This is a genomic window from Alteromonas sp. M12 (assembly GCF_037478005.1).
Classification (GTDB): domain Bacteria; phylum Pseudomonadota; class Gammaproteobacteria; order Enterobacterales; family Alteromonadaceae; genus Aliiglaciecola; species Aliiglaciecola lipolytica_A.
On record NZ_CP144164.1, the window covers coordinates 3,445,494 to 3,466,619 of the forward strand.

19 protein-coding genes are annotated in these 21,126 nt (G+C 41.2%); 6 read left to right on the top strand and 13 right to left on the bottom strand.

What is annotated here, in order from left to right; genetic code table 11:
• Positions 1–71: 71 nt before the first annotated feature.
• The 10 genes from rfbB to wecA form a co-directional block, all read right to left on the bottom strand.
• A complete protein-coding gene (gene rfbB / locus VUI23_RS14850) occupies positions 72–1,154 on the bottom strand; it encodes a dTDP-glucose 4,6-dehydratase (protein WP_342804837.1) in 1,083 nt (360 codons plus the stop codon).
• Positions 1,155–2,033 carry a dTDP-4-dehydrorhamnose reductase gene (gene rfbD / locus VUI23_RS14855; RefSeq protein ID WP_342804838.1) on the bottom strand — a complete coding sequence of 293 codons (879 nt, stop codon included), beginning with the start codon at positions 2,031–2,033 and terminating at the stop codon, positions 1,155–1,157.
• 42 nt (positions 2,034–2,075) lie between these two features.
• Positions 2,076–2,624: a dTDP-4-dehydrorhamnose 3,5-epimerase gene (gene rfbC, locus VUI23_RS14860; protein WP_342804839.1), complete on the bottom strand. Its 549-nt coding sequence runs from the start codon at positions 2,622–2,624 to the stop codon at positions 2,076–2,078.
• A complete protein-coding gene (gene rfbA / locus VUI23_RS14865; protein WP_342804840.1) occupies positions 2,624–3,505 on the bottom strand; it encodes a glucose-1-phosphate thymidylyltransferase RfbA in 882 nt (293 codons plus the stop codon). The genes rfbC and rfbA overlap by 1 nt, the downstream gene beginning before the upstream one ends.
• 82 nt (positions 3,506–3,587) lie before the next feature.
• A complete protein-coding gene (locus tag VUI23_RS14870; RefSeq protein ID WP_342804841.1) occupies positions 3,588–5,042 on the bottom strand; it encodes a lipopolysaccharide biosynthesis protein in 1,455 nt (484 codons plus the stop codon).
• Positions 5,043–5,045: 3 nt separating this feature from the next.
• Positions 5,046–5,696, bottom strand: coding sequence for an ABC transporter ATP-binding protein (locus VUI23_RS14875; protein WP_342804842.1), 651 nt, complete (start codon positions 5,694–5,696; stop codon positions 5,046–5,048).
• Entirely contained in the window at positions 5,693–6,478 is a 786-nt protein-coding gene (locus tag VUI23_RS14880) for an ABC transporter permease (protein ID WP_342804843.1), read from the bottom strand. The genes VUI23_RS14875 and VUI23_RS14880 overlap by 4 nt, the downstream gene beginning before the upstream one ends.
• 22 nt (positions 6,479–6,500) lie before the next feature.
• Entirely contained in the window at positions 6,501–8,270 is a 1,770-nt protein-coding gene (locus VUI23_RS14885; RefSeq protein WP_342804844.1) for a polysaccharide biosynthesis/export family protein, read from the bottom strand.
• On the bottom strand, positions 8,270–8,629 hold the full coding sequence (locus tag VUI23_RS14890) for a DVU3141 family protein (RefSeq protein WP_342804845.1): 360 nt from the start codon (positions 8,627–8,629) through the stop codon (positions 8,270–8,272). Before VUI23_RS14890 ends, VUI23_RS14885 begins: the two co-directional genes overlap by 1 nt.
• A 123-nt stretch (positions 8,630–8,752) precedes the next feature.
• Positions 8,753–9,823 carry a UDP-N-acetylglucosamine--undecaprenyl-phosphate N-acetylglucosaminephosphotransferase gene (gene wecA, locus VUI23_RS14895; RefSeq protein ID WP_216048035.1) on the bottom strand — a complete coding sequence of 357 codons (1,071 nt, stop codon included), beginning with the start codon at positions 9,821–9,823 and terminating at the stop codon, positions 8,753–8,755.
• Positions 9,824–10,601: 778 nt separating this feature from the next.
• Here wecA and VUI23_RS14900 point away from each other — a divergent pair.
• The 3 genes from VUI23_RS14900 to galE all read left to right on the top strand — a co-directional run bounded on the left by VUI23_RS14900 (position 10,602) and on the right by galE (position 13,592).
• Complete coding sequence (locus VUI23_RS14900; protein ID WP_216048034.1) at positions 10,602–12,119, top strand: peptide MFS transporter; 1,518 nt, start codon at positions 10,602–10,604, stop codon at positions 12,117–12,119.
• A 149-nt stretch (positions 12,120–12,268) separates the two neighbouring features.
• Positions 12,269–12,574, top strand: a complete 306-nt coding sequence (locus VUI23_RS14905; RefSeq protein ID WP_216048033.1) for a DUF6170 family protein — start codon at positions 12,269–12,271, stop codon at positions 12,572–12,574.
• A 1-nt stretch (position 12,575) separates the two neighbouring features.
• Positions 12,576–13,592, top strand: coding sequence for a UDP-glucose 4-epimerase GalE (galE, locus tag VUI23_RS14910; RefSeq protein WP_342804846.1), 1,017 nt, complete (start codon positions 12,576–12,578; stop codon positions 13,590–13,592).
• 528 nt (positions 13,593–14,120) lie between these two features.
• Here galE and VUI23_RS14915 read toward each other — a convergent pair.
• Entirely contained in the window at positions 14,121–14,327 is a 207-nt protein-coding gene (locus VUI23_RS14915) for a cold-shock protein (RefSeq protein ID WP_216048031.1), read from the bottom strand.
• Positions 14,328–14,886: 559 nt separating this feature from the next.
• Between VUI23_RS14915 and pulA the strand changes: the two genes are divergently transcribed.
• The 3 genes from pulA (at position 14,887) to VUI23_RS14930 (ending at position 18,658) form a co-directional block, all read left to right on the top strand.
• The gene (gene pulA, locus VUI23_RS14920) at positions 14,887–17,715 is read left to right on the top strand and encodes a pullulanase-type alpha-1,6-glucosidase (RefSeq protein WP_342804847.1); all 2,829 of its coding nucleotides are present in this window, start codon (positions 14,887–14,889) and stop codon (positions 17,713–17,715) included.
• Between the two features lie 28 nt (positions 17,716–17,743).
• Positions 17,744–18,406: a DUF480 domain-containing protein gene (locus VUI23_RS14925; protein WP_342804848.1), complete on the top strand. Its 663-nt coding sequence runs from the start codon at positions 17,744–17,746 to the stop codon at positions 18,404–18,406.
• A gap of 63 nt (positions 18,407–18,469) precedes the next feature.
• Positions 18,470–18,658 (top strand): hypothetical protein, encoded by a 189-nt coding sequence (locus tag VUI23_RS14930; protein WP_342804849.1) that lies wholly within the window; start codon positions 18,470–18,472, stop codon positions 18,656–18,658.
• Between the two features lie 311 nt (positions 18,659–18,969).
• Here the strand turns inward: VUI23_RS14930 and VUI23_RS14935 are convergent, their stop codons facing one another.
• Entirely contained in the window at positions 18,970–20,067 is a 1,098-nt protein-coding gene (locus VUI23_RS14935; RefSeq protein WP_342804850.1) for a glutathione S-transferase N-terminal domain-containing protein, read from the bottom strand.
• A gap of 7 nt (positions 20,068–20,074) precedes the next feature.
• The gene (locus VUI23_RS14940; protein ID WP_342804851.1) at positions 20,075–21,100 is read right to left on the bottom strand and encodes an alpha/beta fold hydrolase; all 1,026 of its coding nucleotides are present in this window, start codon (positions 21,098–21,100) and stop codon (positions 20,075–20,077) included.
• Positions 21,101–21,126 lie beyond the last annotated feature (26 nt).

A 21,126-nucleotide genomic window follows, 5' to 3' on the forward strand; every position in this document is an offset into this window, starting at 1 on the left:
GAATGATAACGAATTTATCTAAGCTTTTCATCATCTATAGACGTCAGTTATTTTCTTAAATATAAACCAAACTAAATTAACTTTTTCCACCAATCATTATTGGCCAAATACCAATCAATTGTTTTATCGATACCCGATTCAAATGTCTCTGTCGGTTTATACTCAAGTTCATTTTGTGTCTTTGTAGCATCAATAGCATATCGCCTATCGTGGCCTGCTCTGTCTGTCACGTAAGTAATCAACTCTTGAGCTTTACCTACATTAGCCCTCTTTGCAAACGGGTATTTTGTTGGCAATTCAGGATTGTTCGCAAATGCTTTATTCATTTTGTCACAAACCAATTTTACAATATCAATATTCGCCCACTCATTGTGACCACCAATATTGTAGTTTTCGCCTATGCGTCCTTTTTTAAGAACCAACTCAATGCCACGAGCGTGATCTTCTACGTATAACCAGTCACGTATCTGTTGGCCATCACCATACACAGGCAGTGCCTTATCATTCAAAATATTGGTGATAATAAGCGGTATTAGCTTTTCAGGAAAATGGTATGGTCCGTAATTGTTTGAACAATTACTGGTGGTTGCGTCTAAACCATAAGTATGATGATAAGCTCGCACTAAATGATCACTTGCCGCTTTACTGGCTGAATATGGTGAGTTTGGTGCATAAGCGGTTTCTTCTGTAAATGCCGGTTCATTAGGTTCAAGCGTCCCATAAACTTCATCAGTGCTAACATGATGAAAGCGATGCTTAAATGGCGCATTTCCAGCTTTTTTGGGCACGTCAATCCATACTTTTTTGGCGGCCTTTAGTAAACTATATGTGCCAATGATATTGGTTTCAATAAAGGCATCTGGACCAGTAATTGAACGGTCTACATGTGATTCAGCGGCAAAATGTACTATGGTGTCTATACAATGGTCAGTTAATAACGATTCTACCAAAGCTGTGTTACATATATCGCCTTTCACAAAAACAAACTTATTGTTTGCTTCCACTGACACTAAGTTTTCTCGATTGCCTGCATAAGTAAGTGCGTCTAACACAACCACAGTGTCTTCAGGATTATTTTGCATCCAATATAATACAAAGTTAGCGCCGATAAATCCGGCTCCTCCTGTTACGAGTAATACTTTATGTTTAGTCATTTAAGAATCTTTTGGTTGTTTTTGTGTCGCTAATTGTTGAATCACCGTACCAAGTTCTTCACGCCAATGTTTAGGTTGCAACCCATCGAAAGCTGTCTTCAACGAAGCTTTATCAAGCACACTATAGCTTGGTCTTTTTGCTGGAGTCGGGTATGCACTGGTTGGGATAGGCTTGATTGAAATGGCTTTCTCTAAAAGTCCATATTGGATACTTAACTCTTGAATCGCTAAAGCAAAATCATACCAACTGCAAACACCTGAATCGGTAAAGTGATGTACTCCAGTAACGTTATTTTTAACCGCATACAAACAAGCTTTTGCTAATGCACTTGCAGAAGTAGGTGAACCAATTTGATCATCAATTATGGCTAATTCAGGCTTTTCAGCCATCAAACGAAGCATGGTCTTTACGAAGTTATGACCATATTGGGAATACACCCAACTGGTTCTGATAATGCAACTTTGTTTAGGGGCGAACTGCTGAATAGCTCTTTCACCTTCAGCTTTACTCGCGCCATAAACACCAATAGGCGCATACACATCATCAACACTGTATGGTGAACCTTTATTACCAGAAAAGACATAGTCAGTGGATATATGCACGAAAGGTACGTTTCTCTTACTTGCATATTTGGCTAAATTGGCCACGCCTACAGCATTAAGATCATATGCTTGTTGCTGCTGTGATTCAGCTTTATCCACGGTCGTATATGCCGAAGCGTTGATAATTCCTGTTATTTCATGTTCATTAAGTACTAAGTTGATATTTTCGTTGTTAGTTATGTCGATATCGTTACGGCCTAAACACATTAAACTACTTTCGCGGTTTTTTAACTCTTGCGCTAATTGTCCACTTTTGCCAATTACGATAACCGTCATTTACATATCACTCATCTACATATCACTCATGATCAACAAAAATTAAGTAAAGCTAGGAGCAGATTTGAAATCTACCCCTTCTTCATCTTTTGCAGATAACGTTGGTTTTTTACCATTACCTATGGGCCAATCGATACCAATAGTCGCATCATCGTAGCGGATTGACACTTCACTTTCTGGATGATAATAATCTGTACAACGGTAGCAAAATTCCGCAAATTCTGAGGTCACATAAAATCCATGTGCAAAGCCAGCTGGTATCCATAGTTGCTTTTTATTTTCTTCGGATAATAGCATTCCGAAACATTCACCAAATGTAGGAGATGATCTACGCATATCTATAGCGACATCATAAACTTCTCCGCTCGTCACACGCACTAACTTGCCTTGTGTATGCTCAAGTTGATAATGCAGGCCACGCAGAATACCGTATTTTGATTTACTATGGTTATCTTGCACAAAGTCGACATTAGCTACATTTTCTTTAAACCAATCTTCTCTATAGGTTTCCATGAAAAAACCACGTTCATCCCCAAATACTTTAGGTTCAATAATTTTCAGATCGGGGATACTGGTTTCTACTACTTTCATTAATATCTGACTTTTTCAGTTAACAGTTTGGATAAGTACTTTCCATAGCCACTTTTAATCAGTGGCTTAGCTAATTTTTTAAGTTGAGCAGCATCAATAAACCCTTTGCGATAGGCAATTTCCTCTGGGCAACAAATCTTTAGTCCTTGTCGTTTTTCTATTGCGGCAATAAAGTTTGAAGCATCTAATAAGCTGTCAATGGTGCCCGTATCTAACCATGCAGACCCTCGGCCCATTAACTCAACACGCAAATTTCCTTGTTCTAAATATAGGTTATTTAGATCTGTGATTTCCAATTCTCCACGTTTTGAAGGCTTCACCTGTTTAGCAAGCTCAACTACTTGATTATCGTAAAAATACAAACCTGTTACTGCATAATTCGATTTTGGCTTCTTAGGCTTTTCTTCAATTGAAAGTGCCTTCCAATTGTCATCAAAATCTACAACACCATAACGTTCAGGATCTTGTACATGATAGCCAAATACAGTAGCACCAGACTCATGGCGATTTGCATTACTTAATGACAGTTGAAGATCATTCCCATAGTACAAATTATCGCCAAGAACTAAAGCGCAATGATCATTACCTATAAACTCTTCACCTAATAAAAATGCTTGGACAAGCCCATCAGGAGATGGTTGGGCTACGTAACTAAAATGAAGTCCCCAAGCTTCGCCGGTTCCTAATAGGGATTCGAATCGAGGTAGCTCTTCTGGTGTGGCAATAATTAGAATATCTTTGATACCCGCTAACATTAAAGTAGAAATAGGGTAGTAAATCATTGGTTTATCGTAAACAGGCATAAGCTGCTTACTAATAACTGAAGTTAAAGGGTGGAGCCTTGTACCAGTACCTCCAGCTAAAATGATTCCTTTACGCATTATTTTACCTTTTCATAGCAAGTCAGTTAAGCATTTAAGAACGTGTTAAATTATTCCAAACTTCTAATTGCTGAGTTTATGTTTAGCGCAAGTCTTCAACTGTTGCGATTATTATGCGAACGATACCAAATAGCATCAGAATAACAGCTAAAAACAAACTTATATTGTAAAATACTTCTGGGTATTTCGCTTCTTCAGGCTGAGTGGGTGATTCTACTGTTACTAAGTATTTCAGTTGTCGATAGGCTTCAATACGAGACTTTTCTAGTGACACTTGAGATGACGTATATGCTTGCAGTGCAAGTTCCATATTGATTTTAAAATCACTAAATTTAGATACGACTTGAGACACACTTAAGTTACGTTCTTCCTCAGGCAAACTGTTGTTACCTGGTTTTTCAGTAGTTAATCTAGCCCGTTCTTGCTCTAATTGTTCTAACAAACTATTTAGCTGAGATTTAGCCTGAATTACCATAGGTGCATTCTCACTCATACTATTTCTAAGCGCATTGAGTTCAGTGCGTTTAGACGCCACCTCTCCTTCTAATTGGTATGTAATCTGTTGGAACGCAATACCTTCAGCTTCAGGATCAAGTAGGTTATGTCGGCGCTGAAAAGCGAGTAATTCAGTTTTGGCTTTTTGTAACCTTGTTTCAACTAATTGATGTTCTAACTTAACAAACTTCAATTGCTCCTTTGCTAAATTATGACCTATCTCATTGATAAACCATTCAGCCCGCTCAACAATAGTTGAACTAACTAAATATGAAAAGTCAGCATCAAAAGCCTGTACAAAAATATTAATAACTTGAGACTTTTCATCCACCTCTACTAGTACTTTACTTAAATAGTACTTTAAAAAGCGCTCTCTACTTGCATCACTTTCCAAACGACTAAAAAAGTCATTTTTGCTATCACTATAATGCTCGCTAATTTTTAACGTATCTTCCAAATACATCAACATGTCATTCGAATAAACAAATGCTTTCACAATTTCAGTGTCTAAACTTGCTGTCCCAACACCAAAGCCAGACATAATAGCCATAGTAGGGTCTAACGTCGCCATGCCGTCAGGCTCTTTTACGATCAACTTAGCTTGACTTTCAAAGCGCGGACTCGCTATAAAAACCTGATAAAAGGTAAACAGTAAAAATGGCAAAAGAACGAAGATCACAAACGGACGTTTAAGCTTCTCCATTCTAGGGTGCTTCAACCCAATAACAACCCGTTCTTTTACATTCTTGGCATTGTCTAAAAATTTATCTTTCGTGTTTGATTCAGTAGATGACAAAGTTGCTAACTCAGGAGTTTTTTGAAAAGTTTGCTTTCTCAATTCGGCTAGCTTTGCTTGATTAGCTTCATTAGGGTTTAGGTTTTTCACTCTTTGCATCAATCGAAAAGCCAAAGCAATATCATTTCCTTCCAATTCTTCTACGCGAGCAAGCAAAAAACTAGCATCAGACCACTGCACTGCAGTATACGAACCTTTTAATTCGTTAAACCGTTTTTCTAATTCTATTTGGGCTTGTTTAGTCATAAATTATAGTGCCTGATATTGTTCGATCCCTTGCTCGAGATCATTGTAAAACGTTAATTCACCTTTGTGCAGTACGATTGCGCTGTCACAAAATTGTCTAATTTCATCCATTTCATGGCTGACCATGATGACATTGGCCTTTTCACTTCGCTCTAACAGCGCTTCTTTCGCTTTACGTCTAAATTTTGCATCTCCTACTGAAGTGACTTCATCAATAAGATAAACATCAAAATCAATGGCAATCGAACATGCAAAAGCTAGTCTGGGTTTCATTCCACTTGAATAGCTACTAACTGGCAATTCAAACTTCTTACCTAGTTCGGCGAACGCGCTTACTCTTTTTTCGTATTTATCTAAATCAGCAATGCCATTCACCTTTCCTATGAAACGTGTGTTCTCTCTACCGGTCATTTGTGGGTGAATTCCCGAACTCAGTGCTACTGGCCAAGATAAACTCAAATCGGTTATAACTCGACCTTTATTGGGATATTCACTGCCTGCAAGCAGCCTAAAAAGAGTAGATTTACCAGCACCATTAGAGCCCAAAATACCGATATTATGTCCAGAAGGGATTTCAAAATTTAGGTCCTTAAATACGTACTGTTTACCTAACTTTGAAGGGTAGTATTTTGTAATACTGTCTAAGCGAATCATCGACTTATCGCCTGTTTCCAAGTGATTTGATACATAGCTAGCGCAAAAAAAGTAAACACTAAAACAATACCAGCTAAATAGCCAAAGCTAACGCCCTCTTGGCCATAAGTAGTGTAGACAGAATAACGAGTCAACTCGATAGCCTGTAATACTGGATTCCAATTTAGAAAGTGCCAATACTCTTTTGGGAAGTCTTGTAATGAAAAAAATACACCAGAGATAAAAAACATTGGGCGGGTTGCCAATTCTCTTATTCTGCTGACCTCTTTTACAAATAACTCAGCAACACCAAACACTAAGCCAATTGCCATAGCGAAAACGGTCAAAAGAAAAAAACAAGATAAAAATAGAAGTGGGTCTGACATTTGTAAATCCATCCCCATAAAATACATCACAATAACAATACCAATTGTTACAAACATTTTAATAAGTATTTGAAATAATCCACCAGCCAAAACAGCACTAATAGGTTGAACTTGCCTAAATGCGTAGAGTGCTTTGTTTTGCTTAATTGCTCTAGCTGTGCTTGCAAGTGTTCCTAAAAAACTCTGAATAAATAATATGCCAATAGCCATAAAGGTAAAGGTGGGCATAGTATGTGTTTCGCCCCCCCCCAATCGGCCACGTAAAAACGCCAGTACGAATATAAAAACAACAGGACTTATAACCGCCCAACTCAAACCAAACTTATCATTAAACCCCGTGCGTATTTCGCGGGCAAATAGGGCGAATATGACGTCTCGCCATATTTCCCATTTGTTGCGTTTAATAACTGTTGTCATGAATTAGTGCTTTGCTTGCTGTTTAGCTTGCAGCATTGGCAGCTACAGCAATTTGATAGATGATTTGGGTGACATCTTTGATAGATTGCATAATCTTCGCATCAACCTTAGGCAGCACCAGAATTTGGTCTCCGGCTTGTAAAGTGGCATTTTGCTCATCGGAGTACCAATGTTGCCCTGCATTAGATGAAACAAAGCTGGTGATACCGTTAGCGTGAACTATGGCAATACGATCATCGTCTGCTCGTTCGCTAAATCCACCTGCCCATGCGATGTAATCGGATACTGTCGCCTCAGGATTATAAACCACAGCTTGCGGCATAAGCACTTCGCCGGCAATCTGAATCAAGTCAGTTTGGGCCGGAATAACAATTTCATCCCCTTGCTCTAGGCGAATATTGGCGACTTTGCCATTTTCAGACACTATCACTTTACCAAGCGGTTCAATTCTTCTGGCGCGGGCAATAAACTGTGAGACTAACTGTGCTTCTTGTGCGCGGATCGACGCTTCACCGCTTGATGATGCGGGCGCTGTAAATAAGCTACGCTCTAGGCGGTCTAAAGATTCGTTGATCAGCATTTTTTGCTGTTCCATCACGCTTTCACGCTTAATGTAAATAGAACCATAATTAGCTTGTTCTGGGTCAATCTCAATGTAGCTTAACAAGTCCAACAAGCGCGTATCTTTTTCTACAGCATAATAAGAAGGTCCTTCGTAGCTGCCGGAGATTTGCACGCTGATCACTTGCGGTCTAATGTCATCATTAAATAACACGGTATCACCATCGGCCATGGTGAACTGGTCGAATTCATTAACTGGCAAGTAAACCGAAATAGGGCCTGATTCACGATTGCCGGTTATCGCTACATGACTGGTTTTAGACAATGGTCGAGCATAGTTCATTAATGCAGTGCCAGAGCGCTTTGATTTTTCTAGTTCAAATCTAAATGGGTATCTAGCCGCGCCTTCTACGTTCACCATAGCGCCCTGCTCGCCAACAAAAATCACATCTTCATCTTTGAACGAGAATGCAGGTAATTTACCCATTTTTAGGAAGTCGTATAAATCGTAAGTTAGCACCGTTTCACCCTGACGCATTACCGTAATATTTCGGTAACTACCGCGATGGGGATCAATACCACCGGCTCGTTTTAGATAAAACAACACTGAATCTGACGCCAAACCGGCGTACTGACCAGGTCTTAGCACCGGACCTGCCACAAACACACTCACTGGCGTTGCCGTAAGCAGATTGACATACACACTCACGTTGTTGGTGTATATTGATTTTATACCTTGCGTCACTACGCTGTTGACGCGACTAGCGGGCACATCTTGCACTTTAATCGGGCCGATATCTGGAATGAATATATTGCCTTGATTATCCACGGTAACCACTTCTGAACTGTTCACCGTGCCCCACATTTGAATCGCAATTTTATCGCCAGGGGCAACTAAATAAGACGAATTTAATCCATCACTACGTTCCGTTTCAAAACCACCTTTGAACAGGTTAGCGCCATACGGCGGCGGCAGCCCTTCTTCGCCAGCAGGCATAGGGCCAGAATCCGAAGGTAAATTGATACTCCCTCCTCTACCGGTACTATTGCCACCTGATTGAATATATTGCGACAAGTCAACTCGTTGACTTTGGCTAGCCTGTTGAGCTTGTTGCAGTTGTTCTTGGGTTGGTGCTTGTTGCGCAAATATGGAACCTACAAACATTGAGCTTGCGATGAAAAGTACTGTTCTAGATAGGAAAGCAGAAACGACACGATAATTTAATAACATTATTGGTTTCCTCCTGTTGTAGCTTCACTGTAGCTGGCTAAAACAGGGCTAACTGCGTACCAATCACCGTCACCGGTTTTACAATACACACGTTGACCATCAAGCATAAACTGCACTTTACGACAGGTTTTACCGCTGGCCGCGAAAAAAGGTTTGCCTAAAACCGCAGGTTTACCGTCGATTTGCACATTTGTAGTTATAGAAGACTGCGACAAAATAGCTTGCTGCGTAGATGACACAGGCTTAGCGTCTGAAACAAATTCATGCTCTACAAGTGCTCGACTAGCAATGGGTTGGTCAATCGAAGTACAGCCTTGAAGAAGGATGCTTAGTAAAAAGAAACTACTCAGTTTTTTCATAAATTATTATTAGCTTTTGTCCACAACAGTTCATACTAACGCGTCACCTTGATTTTGCAAAGAATGCGTTTGCAAAGTAACACTAAAAGTAAGGGCAACCTGTTGGTTGCCCTTGATGCTATTCTAGCGAGCTATTTTTCGTTTACCACGAACAAAGCGTAAAATAGTCCAGATATTTTGAATTACGTAACTGTATATAAATAGCGACACTATGAAACCATAGAACATGATATATTCGGCAACTTCATACAGTTCACACAAAATTCCTACCGCGGCATAACAACATCCCATTAGCAAGATTGCGGCTAACGAGCGACGCGAAGAGAAGCCGGCTCGCATAAAGATATTGTGCAGATGTTGGCGGTCAGGCTTCAATACTGACTGACCTTTTTTCGCCCGTCGGTACATAATTGCAGCCATGTCCATTAGTGGTAAACCGATAATCCACACCGCGGTCATTGGACGCATAGCCGCCTCTGCACCTTGGGTAAAATCGACCATCAACCAAACAATGGTTAGTCCAACGAACATGCTGCCGCTGTCACCCATAAATATTTTATTACCTTTGAACCCTTTCCAGCTCAAGTTAAATGCCATGAAAGGTACGATGGCAGCAATAACCATCATAGGTGCCATAATGGCGTTGCCATTATTGGAAATTAATAACAAAAAGACCACGGCAAGCAGCACTATCAAGCTCATACCGCCGGCGAGCCCATCAATACCGTCAATCATATTGAACGCATTGATAACACCAACCACACAAATTAATGTGAAGAAATAGCCAAATAAACCAAAAGAGGTGTCACCGAAGCCAAAAATATCGCCTAGCGAGGTGATATAATTCTGCGCAGCCCACGCCATTATTGCGGCCACACCAAACTGACACATAAGTCGCCCTTTAGCGCTTAAGTCGAACTTGTCGTCCAGCATACCAAGCAAAATAATGAAGAAAGATGCGGTAAAAAATAGAGAACCGTTCTTAAACCAGACATCGGTTAAGATGCTAGTAATTAAAACTGCACCAAAAATGGCCACACCGCCGGTGAGCGGCACCATACCATTGTGCTGTTTTCTTGCTGTAGGATGATCAACCAAACCAAGTTGATGAGCAAAGGGAGTCATTACAATCAACAATATTACCGCTACAAAAAACGCAGTAAAAAGTGGAACAAACTCCAAATAGGCAAACATATATTACACGATTCCTTGTTAATTCGTTAAAGCTGCAGAAGCAATAATCGAGCCTGTATGCAGCATAGCGTTCCAGCAGAACTTGTGTTTTCAATGAGAATCAAGTTATACCCTCTTGATATTTATAAGAAAATCGTATTTTCCTTCGTATTCCTAATAAATAGGTAACGCTGCTACTTCGAAAATTCGCGGGGATGATACCAAATATCAGTTGATGAAAACCAGTAAAATCGTGTTACTAAATGCAATCGACGTATTATCCGTTGGTTTAATATACAGGAAAAACATTTACCCATCAAAAAACTGTATGTTTTTCGCAACACAGAATAAAAAACGCTTAGAATCGATTGTTTTTTAAGCGTAATTTTATTCTCTAACTGTTGTTAAAAAATGAGCTAATACCATTTTGGAATGCATGCACCAAATTTGATGCACCGAGTCTGTGCACGAATATATTTAATTTAGAGCAATCTCGTTGTTAAAATGCACATTAATCGTACAGCACTGCTCGGTGGGAAATTAAATTTTTAATAACCTGCTTAGCCTGTAAATGAAAATCTCCTTTAAATTCGTTTAAATAAAGCACAATAAAAACCGACAATCTTGTTTTCAGACAAGAGCTCTAGTATAAACAATGGGTTTACAAGTTTTCATCTCGGTGATTTGATGCAAGCAATGGATCAATCTATGAGAAAAACAACAATAATTAAAATAAAGCAGTTCACATGCAAAGTTAGCGTTAACGCATCTGATGAACTCACCTAAAGGCAGCGACACAATGAATTCAAAAACACCCGATTTTTTCGGTCACCCAGGTGGCCTACAAACACTATTTTATACTGAAATGTGGGAACGAATGAGCTACTACGGCATGCGTGCTTTGTTAGTTTTGTTCATGACCGCCAGTATTCAAGAAGAAGGAATGGCAATTACAGTGGCATCCGCTACTGCAATATATGGATTGTACACAGGTGCAGTGTATTTCATGGGTTTACCCGGCGGTTGGATAGCCGACCGACTAATAGGCAGCCAAAAAGCAGTTTGGTACGGTGGTATCGTGATCATGTGTGGTCACATTGTGCTTGCCATTCCAGCCAGCTGGAGTTTCTTTATTGGTTTAATCCTAGTGGTGATAGGAACTGGACTGTTAAAACCCAATGTAGGTATTTTGGTTGGTCAGCTTTATGCCCCTGAAGATCAAAGACGTGATGCGGGATATACCATTTATTACATGGGCATCAATCTAGGTTCGTTAATTGGTTATTTTGTTTGTGGTTGGTTGCAGGTCAATGCAGGCTACCATTACGCTTTCGGTGCTGCTGCCGTAGGTATGGCAATTGGTCTACTGCAATATCGTGCCACCATAGGCCGATTAGGTGGCGTAGGCGCTGAACCTCTGCTTAAAATGACACCATCTGGGGAAAAGAAAAGCTGGACAGTAATCGCTGTGTTTTTAGTGGGTATTGCAGTGTTAACGTTTGCAATGATGACGGGAATGCTGAGTATTGACCCGGTCACCCTTGCTCAATATGTAGCAGTAGCCATTACGGTTGTCTTCTTAGCTTATTACGCTGGCATCTATGCGTTTGGTAACTTGTCATCAGACGAAAAACGAACCTTAGGTGCGCTCTTTGTGGTGTGTTTAGCCTCAATATTCTTCTGGTCCGGCTTTGAACAAGCAGGCTCTTCATTAAACTTATTCGGTCGTGACTACACAGAACGCATGATAGGTTCATTTGAGATCCCACCAGCTTGGTTCCAATCCGCTAATTCATTTTTCATCATTACTTTATCCCCGTTCTTTGCCGCCCTATGGGTGAATCTGGGTAAGCGCATGATAACGCCTTCATACGGAATCAAGTGCGCCATTGGTTTGGTGATCATGGCCACTGGCTTTATCGTAATGTTCTTTGCTGCACAAATTGCCGCAAGTGGCTTAAAAGCGGCGCCTTATTTCTTGGTTGCTACTTACTTTTTGCATACAGTGGGCGAGCTTTGTTTAAGCCCAGTCGCGCTGGCTGCTGTGAGTAAATTGTCGCCTAAACGTTTTGCCGGTCAGATGATGGGCGTGTTTGTACTTACTTACTCAATCGGTAATGTGACAGCGGGTTTATTAGCCGGTGGACTAGACCCAGATAATTTGAGTGATATGCCAAATCTGTTTTGGGGTATTGGACAAATTACCGTAGCCGCAGCGCTTGTTGTTGGGCTATTAACCCTGAAAACACGTAAGTGGGAAAAGTTAGCTGAAAAGAAAACCTTTAATCACGACGAAGAAAAGCCAACGATTTTGTAGTGTTAGAAACACCATAAATTTTTAGCTAAAACATTTATTTAAAAGACTGAATCACGCCCCGAAACAAAAAACATTATTTCGGGGCGTTTTTGATCCAAATAGTTTGTATAATGTCGCCATTATAATTCGAAGATCTCAAGGTAGTGCTTTTGAAATTCTATTTTTCGACACGTCAAATTCCTCAACTACAAAACTTAAGCCTTAAAGAGCGCTTTGTAGAAATTCGTGCAGCTGAAAGCAAGCTGACTGCGCCTGAGAAGTTATTTCTTAACGTTATAAAACTGCTTATTATGGTGCCTTTTTTTGTTTTTGTACTGCGCACTTTTCAAGATTGGTCTTCGTTACTTTGGGCCGCACTGATAATCATTGCTTACCCACTAATTTTGAAGCCCTTTCAATACAGCTTATCGGCGAAATATTTAAAACAACCTGATGATTCACAAATAAAGGAATAACATGTCTACTATACTCGTTACTGGCGGTGCTGGTTATATCGGCAGCCACACAGTGTTGCAATTATTGGAAAATGGCGATCAAGTCGTAGTGCTAGATAACCTATGTAACTCTTCTCCAGAATCCTTAAAAAGAGTATCTGAATTAACCGGGAAAGAAATAGCGTTTGTAGAAGGTGATATTCAGGATTCAAACATTCTTGATAAGGTATTCACTGAAAATAAGATTGACTCTGTTATCCATTTCGCAGGGTTAAAAGCCGTTGGCGAGTCGGTTGAAAAACCATTACTTTATTATCGAAATAATGTGTATGGCACACTGAATTTGTGTGAAGCCATGGCCAAACATAATGTCAAAAATATTGTGTTTAGTTCATCTGCCACCGTATACGGCGACCCAACTACCCTGCCGCTGCATGAAAACTTGCCAACCGGTCAGCCGACAAATCCTTATGGCCAATCTAAACTGATGGTTGAATTGGTATTGCAAGATTTGTTTAAGTCAGACAACAGTTGGAATATTGCAATCTTGCGCTACTTCAACCCAGCAGGCGCTCATCCATCAGGCCGAATAGGCGAAGATCCTAATGGTATTCCGAATAATTTAATGCCGTTCATCACGCAAGTTGCCACTAAAAAACGCGAAGCATTATCGGTTTTTGGTGACGATTATGACACCCCAGATGGCACCGGTGTGCGCGATTATATTCACGTTGAAGATTTGGCCAATGGCCATTTAAAGGCGCTGGATAAACTCACTCAAAACGCAGGATTAGTGACCTATAATTTGGGAACTGGCCAAGGTTATAGCGTGTTGGATATGGTTAAAGAATTCGAGAAACAAAGTGGACAGTCCATTCCGTACAATATTGTGCCCAGACGCAGTGGCGATGTAGCAGCTTGTTATGCCGATCCAAAGTTGGCCAAAGAAGAACTAAACTGGACCGCAAAAAAAGGCCTAGCGGAAATGTGTCGCGACTCATGGAATTGGCAATCCAATAATCCCAACGGATTTAAATAAGAATACCAACAATCCATATAGCATGGCCTTCAGGCCATGGATCCAAGAACCCAACCCATGTTTTATCTCGGGTTGTAGCATGGCCTTTAGGCCATGGAACCTTCCACATTCCCGCGGGGCTAAAGCAACCGCCTACAAAAAATCCGTAGCATGGCCTTCAGGCCATGGAATCTTGCATGTTCCCGCGGGGCTAAAGCCACCGCCTACAAAAAATCCGTAGCATGGCCTTCAGGCCATGGAATCTTGCACATTCCCGCGGGGCTAAAGCAACCGCCTACAAAAAAATCCGTAGCATGGCCCATCAAACCAATATTCTCGAGGCTGAATAACCCCCTGTAGGACGGGATTCATCCCGTGGGAATGTTCGTATTGCGTTTCGGGGCTAAAGCCACCGACTACAGGTGGTAAACGCCCCCCCCTGTAGCATGGCCTTTAGGCCATGGGGTTCATCAAACCAACATTGCCGGGCCCAAAAACCAAAAACGTCAGCTTAAGCTGACGTTTTTCATATGGACTCGCAGTGATGTTTTAAACAGTCACGTTTGCCGCTTGAGGACCTTTTTGGCCTTGCTCAATATCGAACGTCACTTGCTGACCTTCGTCTAGCGTTTTGTAGCCATCGCTAGCGATAGCACGGAAATGTACAAACACATCAGCTCCGCCATTATCGGGAGTAATAAAGCCGAAGCCTTTCTCTGCGTTGAACCACTTAACAATTCCAGTTGATTTAGACATAGTCTTTTCCTAATTTTTGTCAATAAATAGCGCATGCACGCCGGTTTAGCTGTGTAGAACGATGGAAATAATGCATGTTACTAACAGAAATTATTCAATAACTAACTGGTAAAACAGATGTAAAGATATTCTTAAGTAAAATGTAATTCACGTTTATGTTACACGCTGATTATTAGGTTAACAGATAATAATTAGGTGTATATAAAATTCATGTTTTTTACGACTAAAAGCTTATAAAATCAGCTCGTTAACCTAATCGTTTTGCACAGCTTAATGGGCGATGCTACTCAGTATTTATGACCCTAAAATGACAGATAAACTAAATATTTTGACTAATCTTATAAGTTTGCTCTTACCCATAAAGGCGCGTAAAACGAGCTCTAAACCTACCAATTCATTTATTTACAAACAACATACGTATGTAATTCGCGCCTAAGCAAATGAACTTATAGACTAGGTGCTTGACCAAATAGACATTGGCAAATCGAATCAATTATTCAAAAAGCCAACGCCCGTTCATAACGCCCATAGAAGCGTTGAGAGTGAGACAGGATTTAACATGAAACCCACTATTTATACTTGTACTATTAGCTTAGGCATGCTGCTCTTAGTGGCAGCCTGCGGTTCGACAAAAACTAACCGTAATATTGGCCAACCAATAGCGCTGAATTATGACAACAGCACAACCCAGGTCGATTTTTCCGCCCACTGGATTCGCGCCGATTTAATTTTATTAGCGAATGAAAAATCCCACCCAGCTTTGGTCTTTTCGAAAAATGGCAGTATAGATGACAAGAAAAAAGCAGACAGACTGTTCAATTTAGTAGCGGTGGAAACACCTCAGTGGGTGTCGCAATCCTACCCACATTTAAGCCACTTTTATGCCTACAAAGTGGACATTCCCCGTTCTGAGTTAAAATCGCTACTGAAACAGCAAGCCGCTGTAGTCGAGGTTAATCACCACACAAAAAAACCAAACTTGGCTGATATCAAAAATCTATCTTATCTACAAAATACAAAACTACTCGACGCGTTATATACCTCAAAACAGGACGATGCAGATGAAATTGATAATTTTGGCGCGCAACTATTAGGAAGCTCTACGCGTTTCACGATTTGGGCTCCCACCGCACTGAACGTCAAAGTTCGCCTGTTCGATGAACATAAAAACCCGTTGGAAAGTGGCATATTAGAGCTCACTGAAGATCCCCAAACTGGCGCTTGGAGTGGCATTACTAGTCATGCTCCGCAAGGAACCTTCTATCGCTATCAAGTTCAGGTTTATCACCCTGAATCGAAACAGATTGAAATATTACAGGTGACAGATCCCTACTCCTTAAGCTTATCCACCAATAGTGTCTATTCCCAAGTGGTGGATTTAAGCTCACCGCAAACTCAACCAGAAAATTGGCAACAACAAAATATCCCTGTGGTCGATTCACCGGAAAGTTTAATTTTATATGAAACAAGCATTAAAGATTTTAGCGCGTCAGACCAAAACCTCTCTAACCCAAAGCTAGCTGGAAAATACGCGGCATTCAGTCAATCCAATAGTGACTCAATCAATCACTTGAAAGCGCTTAGAAAGGCGGGACTAAATACAATCCACTTGCTCCCCACCTATGATTTAAGCACCATAGATGAAATCCCTAACAACGTCATTTCCATGCACGACAGCTTAGAAAAAGTGTGCGTTTTAGCCTCTGAATTGGAAATTTGTCACACCGACTATAACCCTGAATTGTCCTTGCAAAGTCTTTTACTTAGCTATACGCCCTCGTCCTCCGAGGCTCAAAAAGTAATTGAGCTAATCCGCAGTAAAGATGATTACAACTGGGGCTATGATCCTTATCATTACACTGTGCCAGAGGGTAGCTACGCGTTAAATCCAGAAGGCATTCCACGACTTATAGAATTCAGAAAAATGATCATGGACATCCACCAATTGGGCTTCCGCGTGATAATGGACGTTGTGTATAATCACACCTTTGCCGCTGGATTGGCTGAAAAATCAGTCCTAGACAAAATTGTGCCTAATTACTATCACCGTCTAGACCCAATTTCAGGGGCCATTGAACAATCAACCTGTTGTGAAAACTCTGCGACTGAGAATGTCATGATGGCCAAATTGATGACAGACTCGTTAGTCACCTGGGCGAAACACTATAAAATCGATGGTTTTCGCTTCGACCTCATGGGACATCAACCTAAAAGCGCCATCTTGCATGCCAGAGAAGCGGTCAGAGCGGTAGATCCTGACACCTACTTCTATGGTGAAGGATGGAACTTTGGTGAAGTTGCTAACAATTCACAGTTCATCCAAGCCAGTCAGATTGAAATGGCAGGCACCGAAATAGGCACCTTCACAGACAGATTAAGGGATGCTGTAAGAGGCGGTTCGTCATTCTTATCAGGTCAAGATATTCGTAAAGGCCAAGGCTTAGGAAACGGTTTATTGGTGTTCCCAAATGAGTTGCAAAGCCAAATTGATACGCAATCCTTGCAGCAGGAATACCAGCTTTCCATGGACCAAGCCCGTATTGGACTTGCCGCTAACTTAGCGAACTTTCCGCTGGAAAATGCCCAAGGAGAGCATGTATTTGGCCGTGATATAGATTATGGGGGTGCGCCTACCGGGTATGCCCTAGATCCGGCGGATACCATAAACTATGTGTCGAAACACGATAATCAAACCTTATGGGACAACAATCAGTATCGCACTGCACATCATGCTACCACCGATCAACGGGTGCGAATGCACATCATGTCCCTCGCCTATCCCTTGATGGCACAAGGCATACCTTTTTTACATATGGGTAGCGAGTTGTTGCGCTCTAAATCGTTTTTGCGCGACAGTTATGATTACGGCGATTGGTTCAACAAGGTAGACTTCGGGAAAAAGTCGAATAATTATAATGTGGGATTACCGCCTGCCGAAAAAGACCAAAGCAATTGGGCAGTAATTACTCAAACAATTGCGCAAAACCAAGGCAGAGACGTTGTTTCAACTCAACAAATTCAATTTGCCTCACAGGTATTTAGAGACTTTCTAAAAATTCGCACTTCAACGCCGCTTTTCAATCTGCAAACCGCAGATGAAATTATTCAGCAAGTTAAGTTTCTGAATACCGGCACTAATCAAAAAACAGGTTTGATAGTGATGTCTATTAATTCTGCCAATACAGAAAATATTGACTCTAATTTCAAACAGGTCATAGTTATTTTTAATCACAATACACATTCTGTAAAATTTGACATGCCGCAGGCTCAGCAATTCAGTTTGCATCCTGCACAACAAACAGGAAGCGACCCATTAGTTAAGACCGCAACAACAGATGAATATGGTTTTAATTTGCCTGAATTAACAGTTGCAGTATTCGTTCGATAAAAAAGAACAAGAAATAGAAGGAAATAAAATGTTAGTGCAATTAACCCCTCTTCAGTGCCGTGTTATTGGAGTACTCCTTGAAAAAGAAGTCACCACACCGGATCAGTACCCACTATCAATTAATGGACTAACCTTAGGTTGTAACCAAAAAAGTAATCGTGATCCAGTAATGAACTTAACTGAAAGTGATGTTCAGCGCACGGTTGACGAACTCAGAGAACTAAAACAAATCAACGAGCACAGCGGTTTTGGTAGTCGCGTGGTGAAATACCAACATCGCTTCTGCAATACCGAGTTTGGCGACCTAAAACTCACTCGACAGCAATTTGCCATAATATGTGTATTGCTTTTGCGCGGCCCTCAGACGCCAGGGGAATTAAGAAGCCGCACTAATCGCCTAGCAGAATTTAAAAATGTAGACGAAGTGGAAGAAAATCTTGAATACATGAAAACTCTTAATGGCGAATGCCTTGTAACCAAGCTTCCCAGAGAACCCGGCAAACGAGAATCAAGATACATGCACTTGTTTTCAGGAGAGCCTGACATTAGTGAATTTGAATCGCGACCAGAGGGCACAGCATCGTTATCAACACCACAAAATTCGTTATCACAAAGAGTCGACACATTAGAAGGCGAACTTGCCGAATTAAAAGAACAGTTCAAACAATTTAAACAAGAACTAGGCATGTAGCCGGTGGCTTTAGCCCCGAGATGGATAGGTTAAACCCTGAGAGGAACCCATGGCCTAAAGGCCATGCTACAACCTGTAGTCGGTGGCTTTAGCCCCGAGATGGTTGGGTTAAACCCGAAATTGGGTTGGGAAAACCCTGAGAGGAACCCATGGCCTAAAGACCATGCTACAACCCCGTTATTGGATTGGGAAAACCCCGTGATGAATCCATGGCCTAAAGGCCATGCTACAACCTGTAGTCGGTGGCTTTAGCCCCGAGATGGATAGGTTAAACCCGAAATTGGATTGGGAAAATCCCGTGATAAACCCATGGCCTAAAGGCCATGCTACAACCCCGTTATTGGATTGGGAAAACCCCTGAAAGGAATCCATGGCCTAAAGGCCATGCTACAACCCCGAAATTGGGTTGGGTTAAACCCCGAGAGGAACCCATGGCCTGAAGGCCATGCTACACCTGTAGTCGGTGGCTTTAGCCCCGAGATGGATGGGTTAAACCCGAAATTGGGTTAGGCTAACCCCGAGATAAACCCATGGCCTAAAGGCCATGCTACAACCCCATTTTTCTATGCAACGACCAATTTATTATTTTTACGCTGCAACCTTTTAGACAACGGCAAAGCCTCAATCTTTAGGCCAAATGATGCGTTTATAAAGTTATCAACGTTTGCCTTTTGTTCGACATCAAACTTGTTATAAACATCCACTACCCTTTGCAATTTCCATTGTTGAAAAGGCATAATCGCGCGTTTTTCTGATATACCACCAATGGTAAACTGGTGAAAACCAATGGATCTAGGAATTGTTTCAACATCTGGGTTTTCAGCGATCCATTTTTGTACACTCTCAACGCTATGCATCAAAACAGGCCAAAATTCTTTAAAAATGCGGGATAACAATGGTATCAAAGTATCCGGTATCGCATCACCTTCAAGCCACTTTCCACCATTTTTAGGGGGATTTCGTAACCGTTCTACCCATTTAGCAACATGTGGGGCTCTTTCCCTTAAAATCGCGCCAGGTACTGGATCACGATAAAGATGCGCATATAAGGGTCCGAATAATCCAAAATCACCAGCGCACGGCCGGCTACCTAGCAGAAATTCGTGGGTAGAAAAGTGCTTGTTTAATTCCACTAAAACGTGATTTTCGAACCAGTCTTCGATTGCTGGAATGGTTTTTTCAGTAATGCCTAAAACAGGTACAAACCCTTTGAATCTGCTCGCCAATTTTTTACCAAAAAAACGACGCACAAATGCAGGCATGTTAGGCGTTGCTACTCGCCCAAACTCTTCATATATAAACGGAAAATTATTTTTGTTCCAACGATAATGCATAGCTGGAATGACTAACCATTCATCACCCCATAATTGAAATATTTCTGACACCAACTGTTGCTTGGGAGTGGCCGGATAAATGCTATGCGCCTCAAAACGCTTTTCCAATTCGTCAATAATGTGCACAGTATCTTGGATAAATTCGCCCTCAGGCGTTTCAACAACAGGGATAAATCGAACCCCAGTTTTGGGTTCTATAATGGATTTGTAAACCTTGACTGACGAAAATACCTCTCGAAAAGGAATTTTTTTGTAGGTTAGATAAGCTCTAGCCTTCCCCGTGTAAAGTGACATTTGGGCGCCGTACAAGGTAAACATTTTAGACATAAATTAACTACTTATTGTTATTTAGAAAGTGAATTAAAGCCGCTATCATTTCTGCATGCTTAGGGTTTGCTTTGGGAACTTTGCAAGACTCAGACTCATCAACTTTAGATGCATCATATTGCATATCAATCAATTGCGATTCACTTACCACTAAATCAGCATGGCAAACTTGGTAGGAGGCATCGATAAAAAATGTTTCACTTTGTCCGGCGTTTTGTTTGATAAAGTCTTTTACACCTCGAATTGGCGTGGTTGCATCAGCCTCTGAATGAACAGAAAAAATCGGTAGATTAAGGACATTTCCGTCAGCTAATTTATCGCGAACGTCAAAAATAATATCCGTTAACATAAATGCAGAGTGACGCGATACTTCAGGGTACTTGTAAGGGTTAGGTCCTTGCGTTTGGTAACTCCAATCAAGCAACTTTGCTAAAGACTTAATTCCCCAAATCCCTGCCATTCCTTCAACGGATTCATCTAGTGCCAGAGCGCCAGAAAATAAAATTAATCCTTTTTGCTGATCAGGATGAGTCAACACGTGTTGCGCTGAAAGTGCACCTCCAGTTGAAAAGCCACCGATGTATACATTCGGGCTTAAAGTGTGGGCAAATGCCATGACTTCGTCTACATGAGAGGTCCAGCGTTTTGCTAAATCGCCGTCCTCCATATCATCATCTGCATCTAATTTGCCGTGTCCAGGTAACAGCGGGACAATCACAGTGTAACCAATTTGATGAATAGCAGGAGCAATGGATTCAAAAAAGAAAGGTGAATCACTCAAACCATGGAATAACACCACTGTTGTATCTGTGGGTTGATTGTGATGGTAAACGTATGCCGCGTTGCCGTCGTTTTTAAGGGCAGAAGAGCAGACTTTGTAGACAAAGGGCTCAGAACTTTTACAATCCGCGGTTGTACCAAGCTCATCGGCATAAAAGGTTTTGAACGGAATTAGCCAATCAGGACTTATAGCATGGCTAATTTGAACAACAAATAGCGACAGTCCGAGGACAATTAAAGATAATTTTGACATAGAAATGGGCCATAAACACTGTAGTT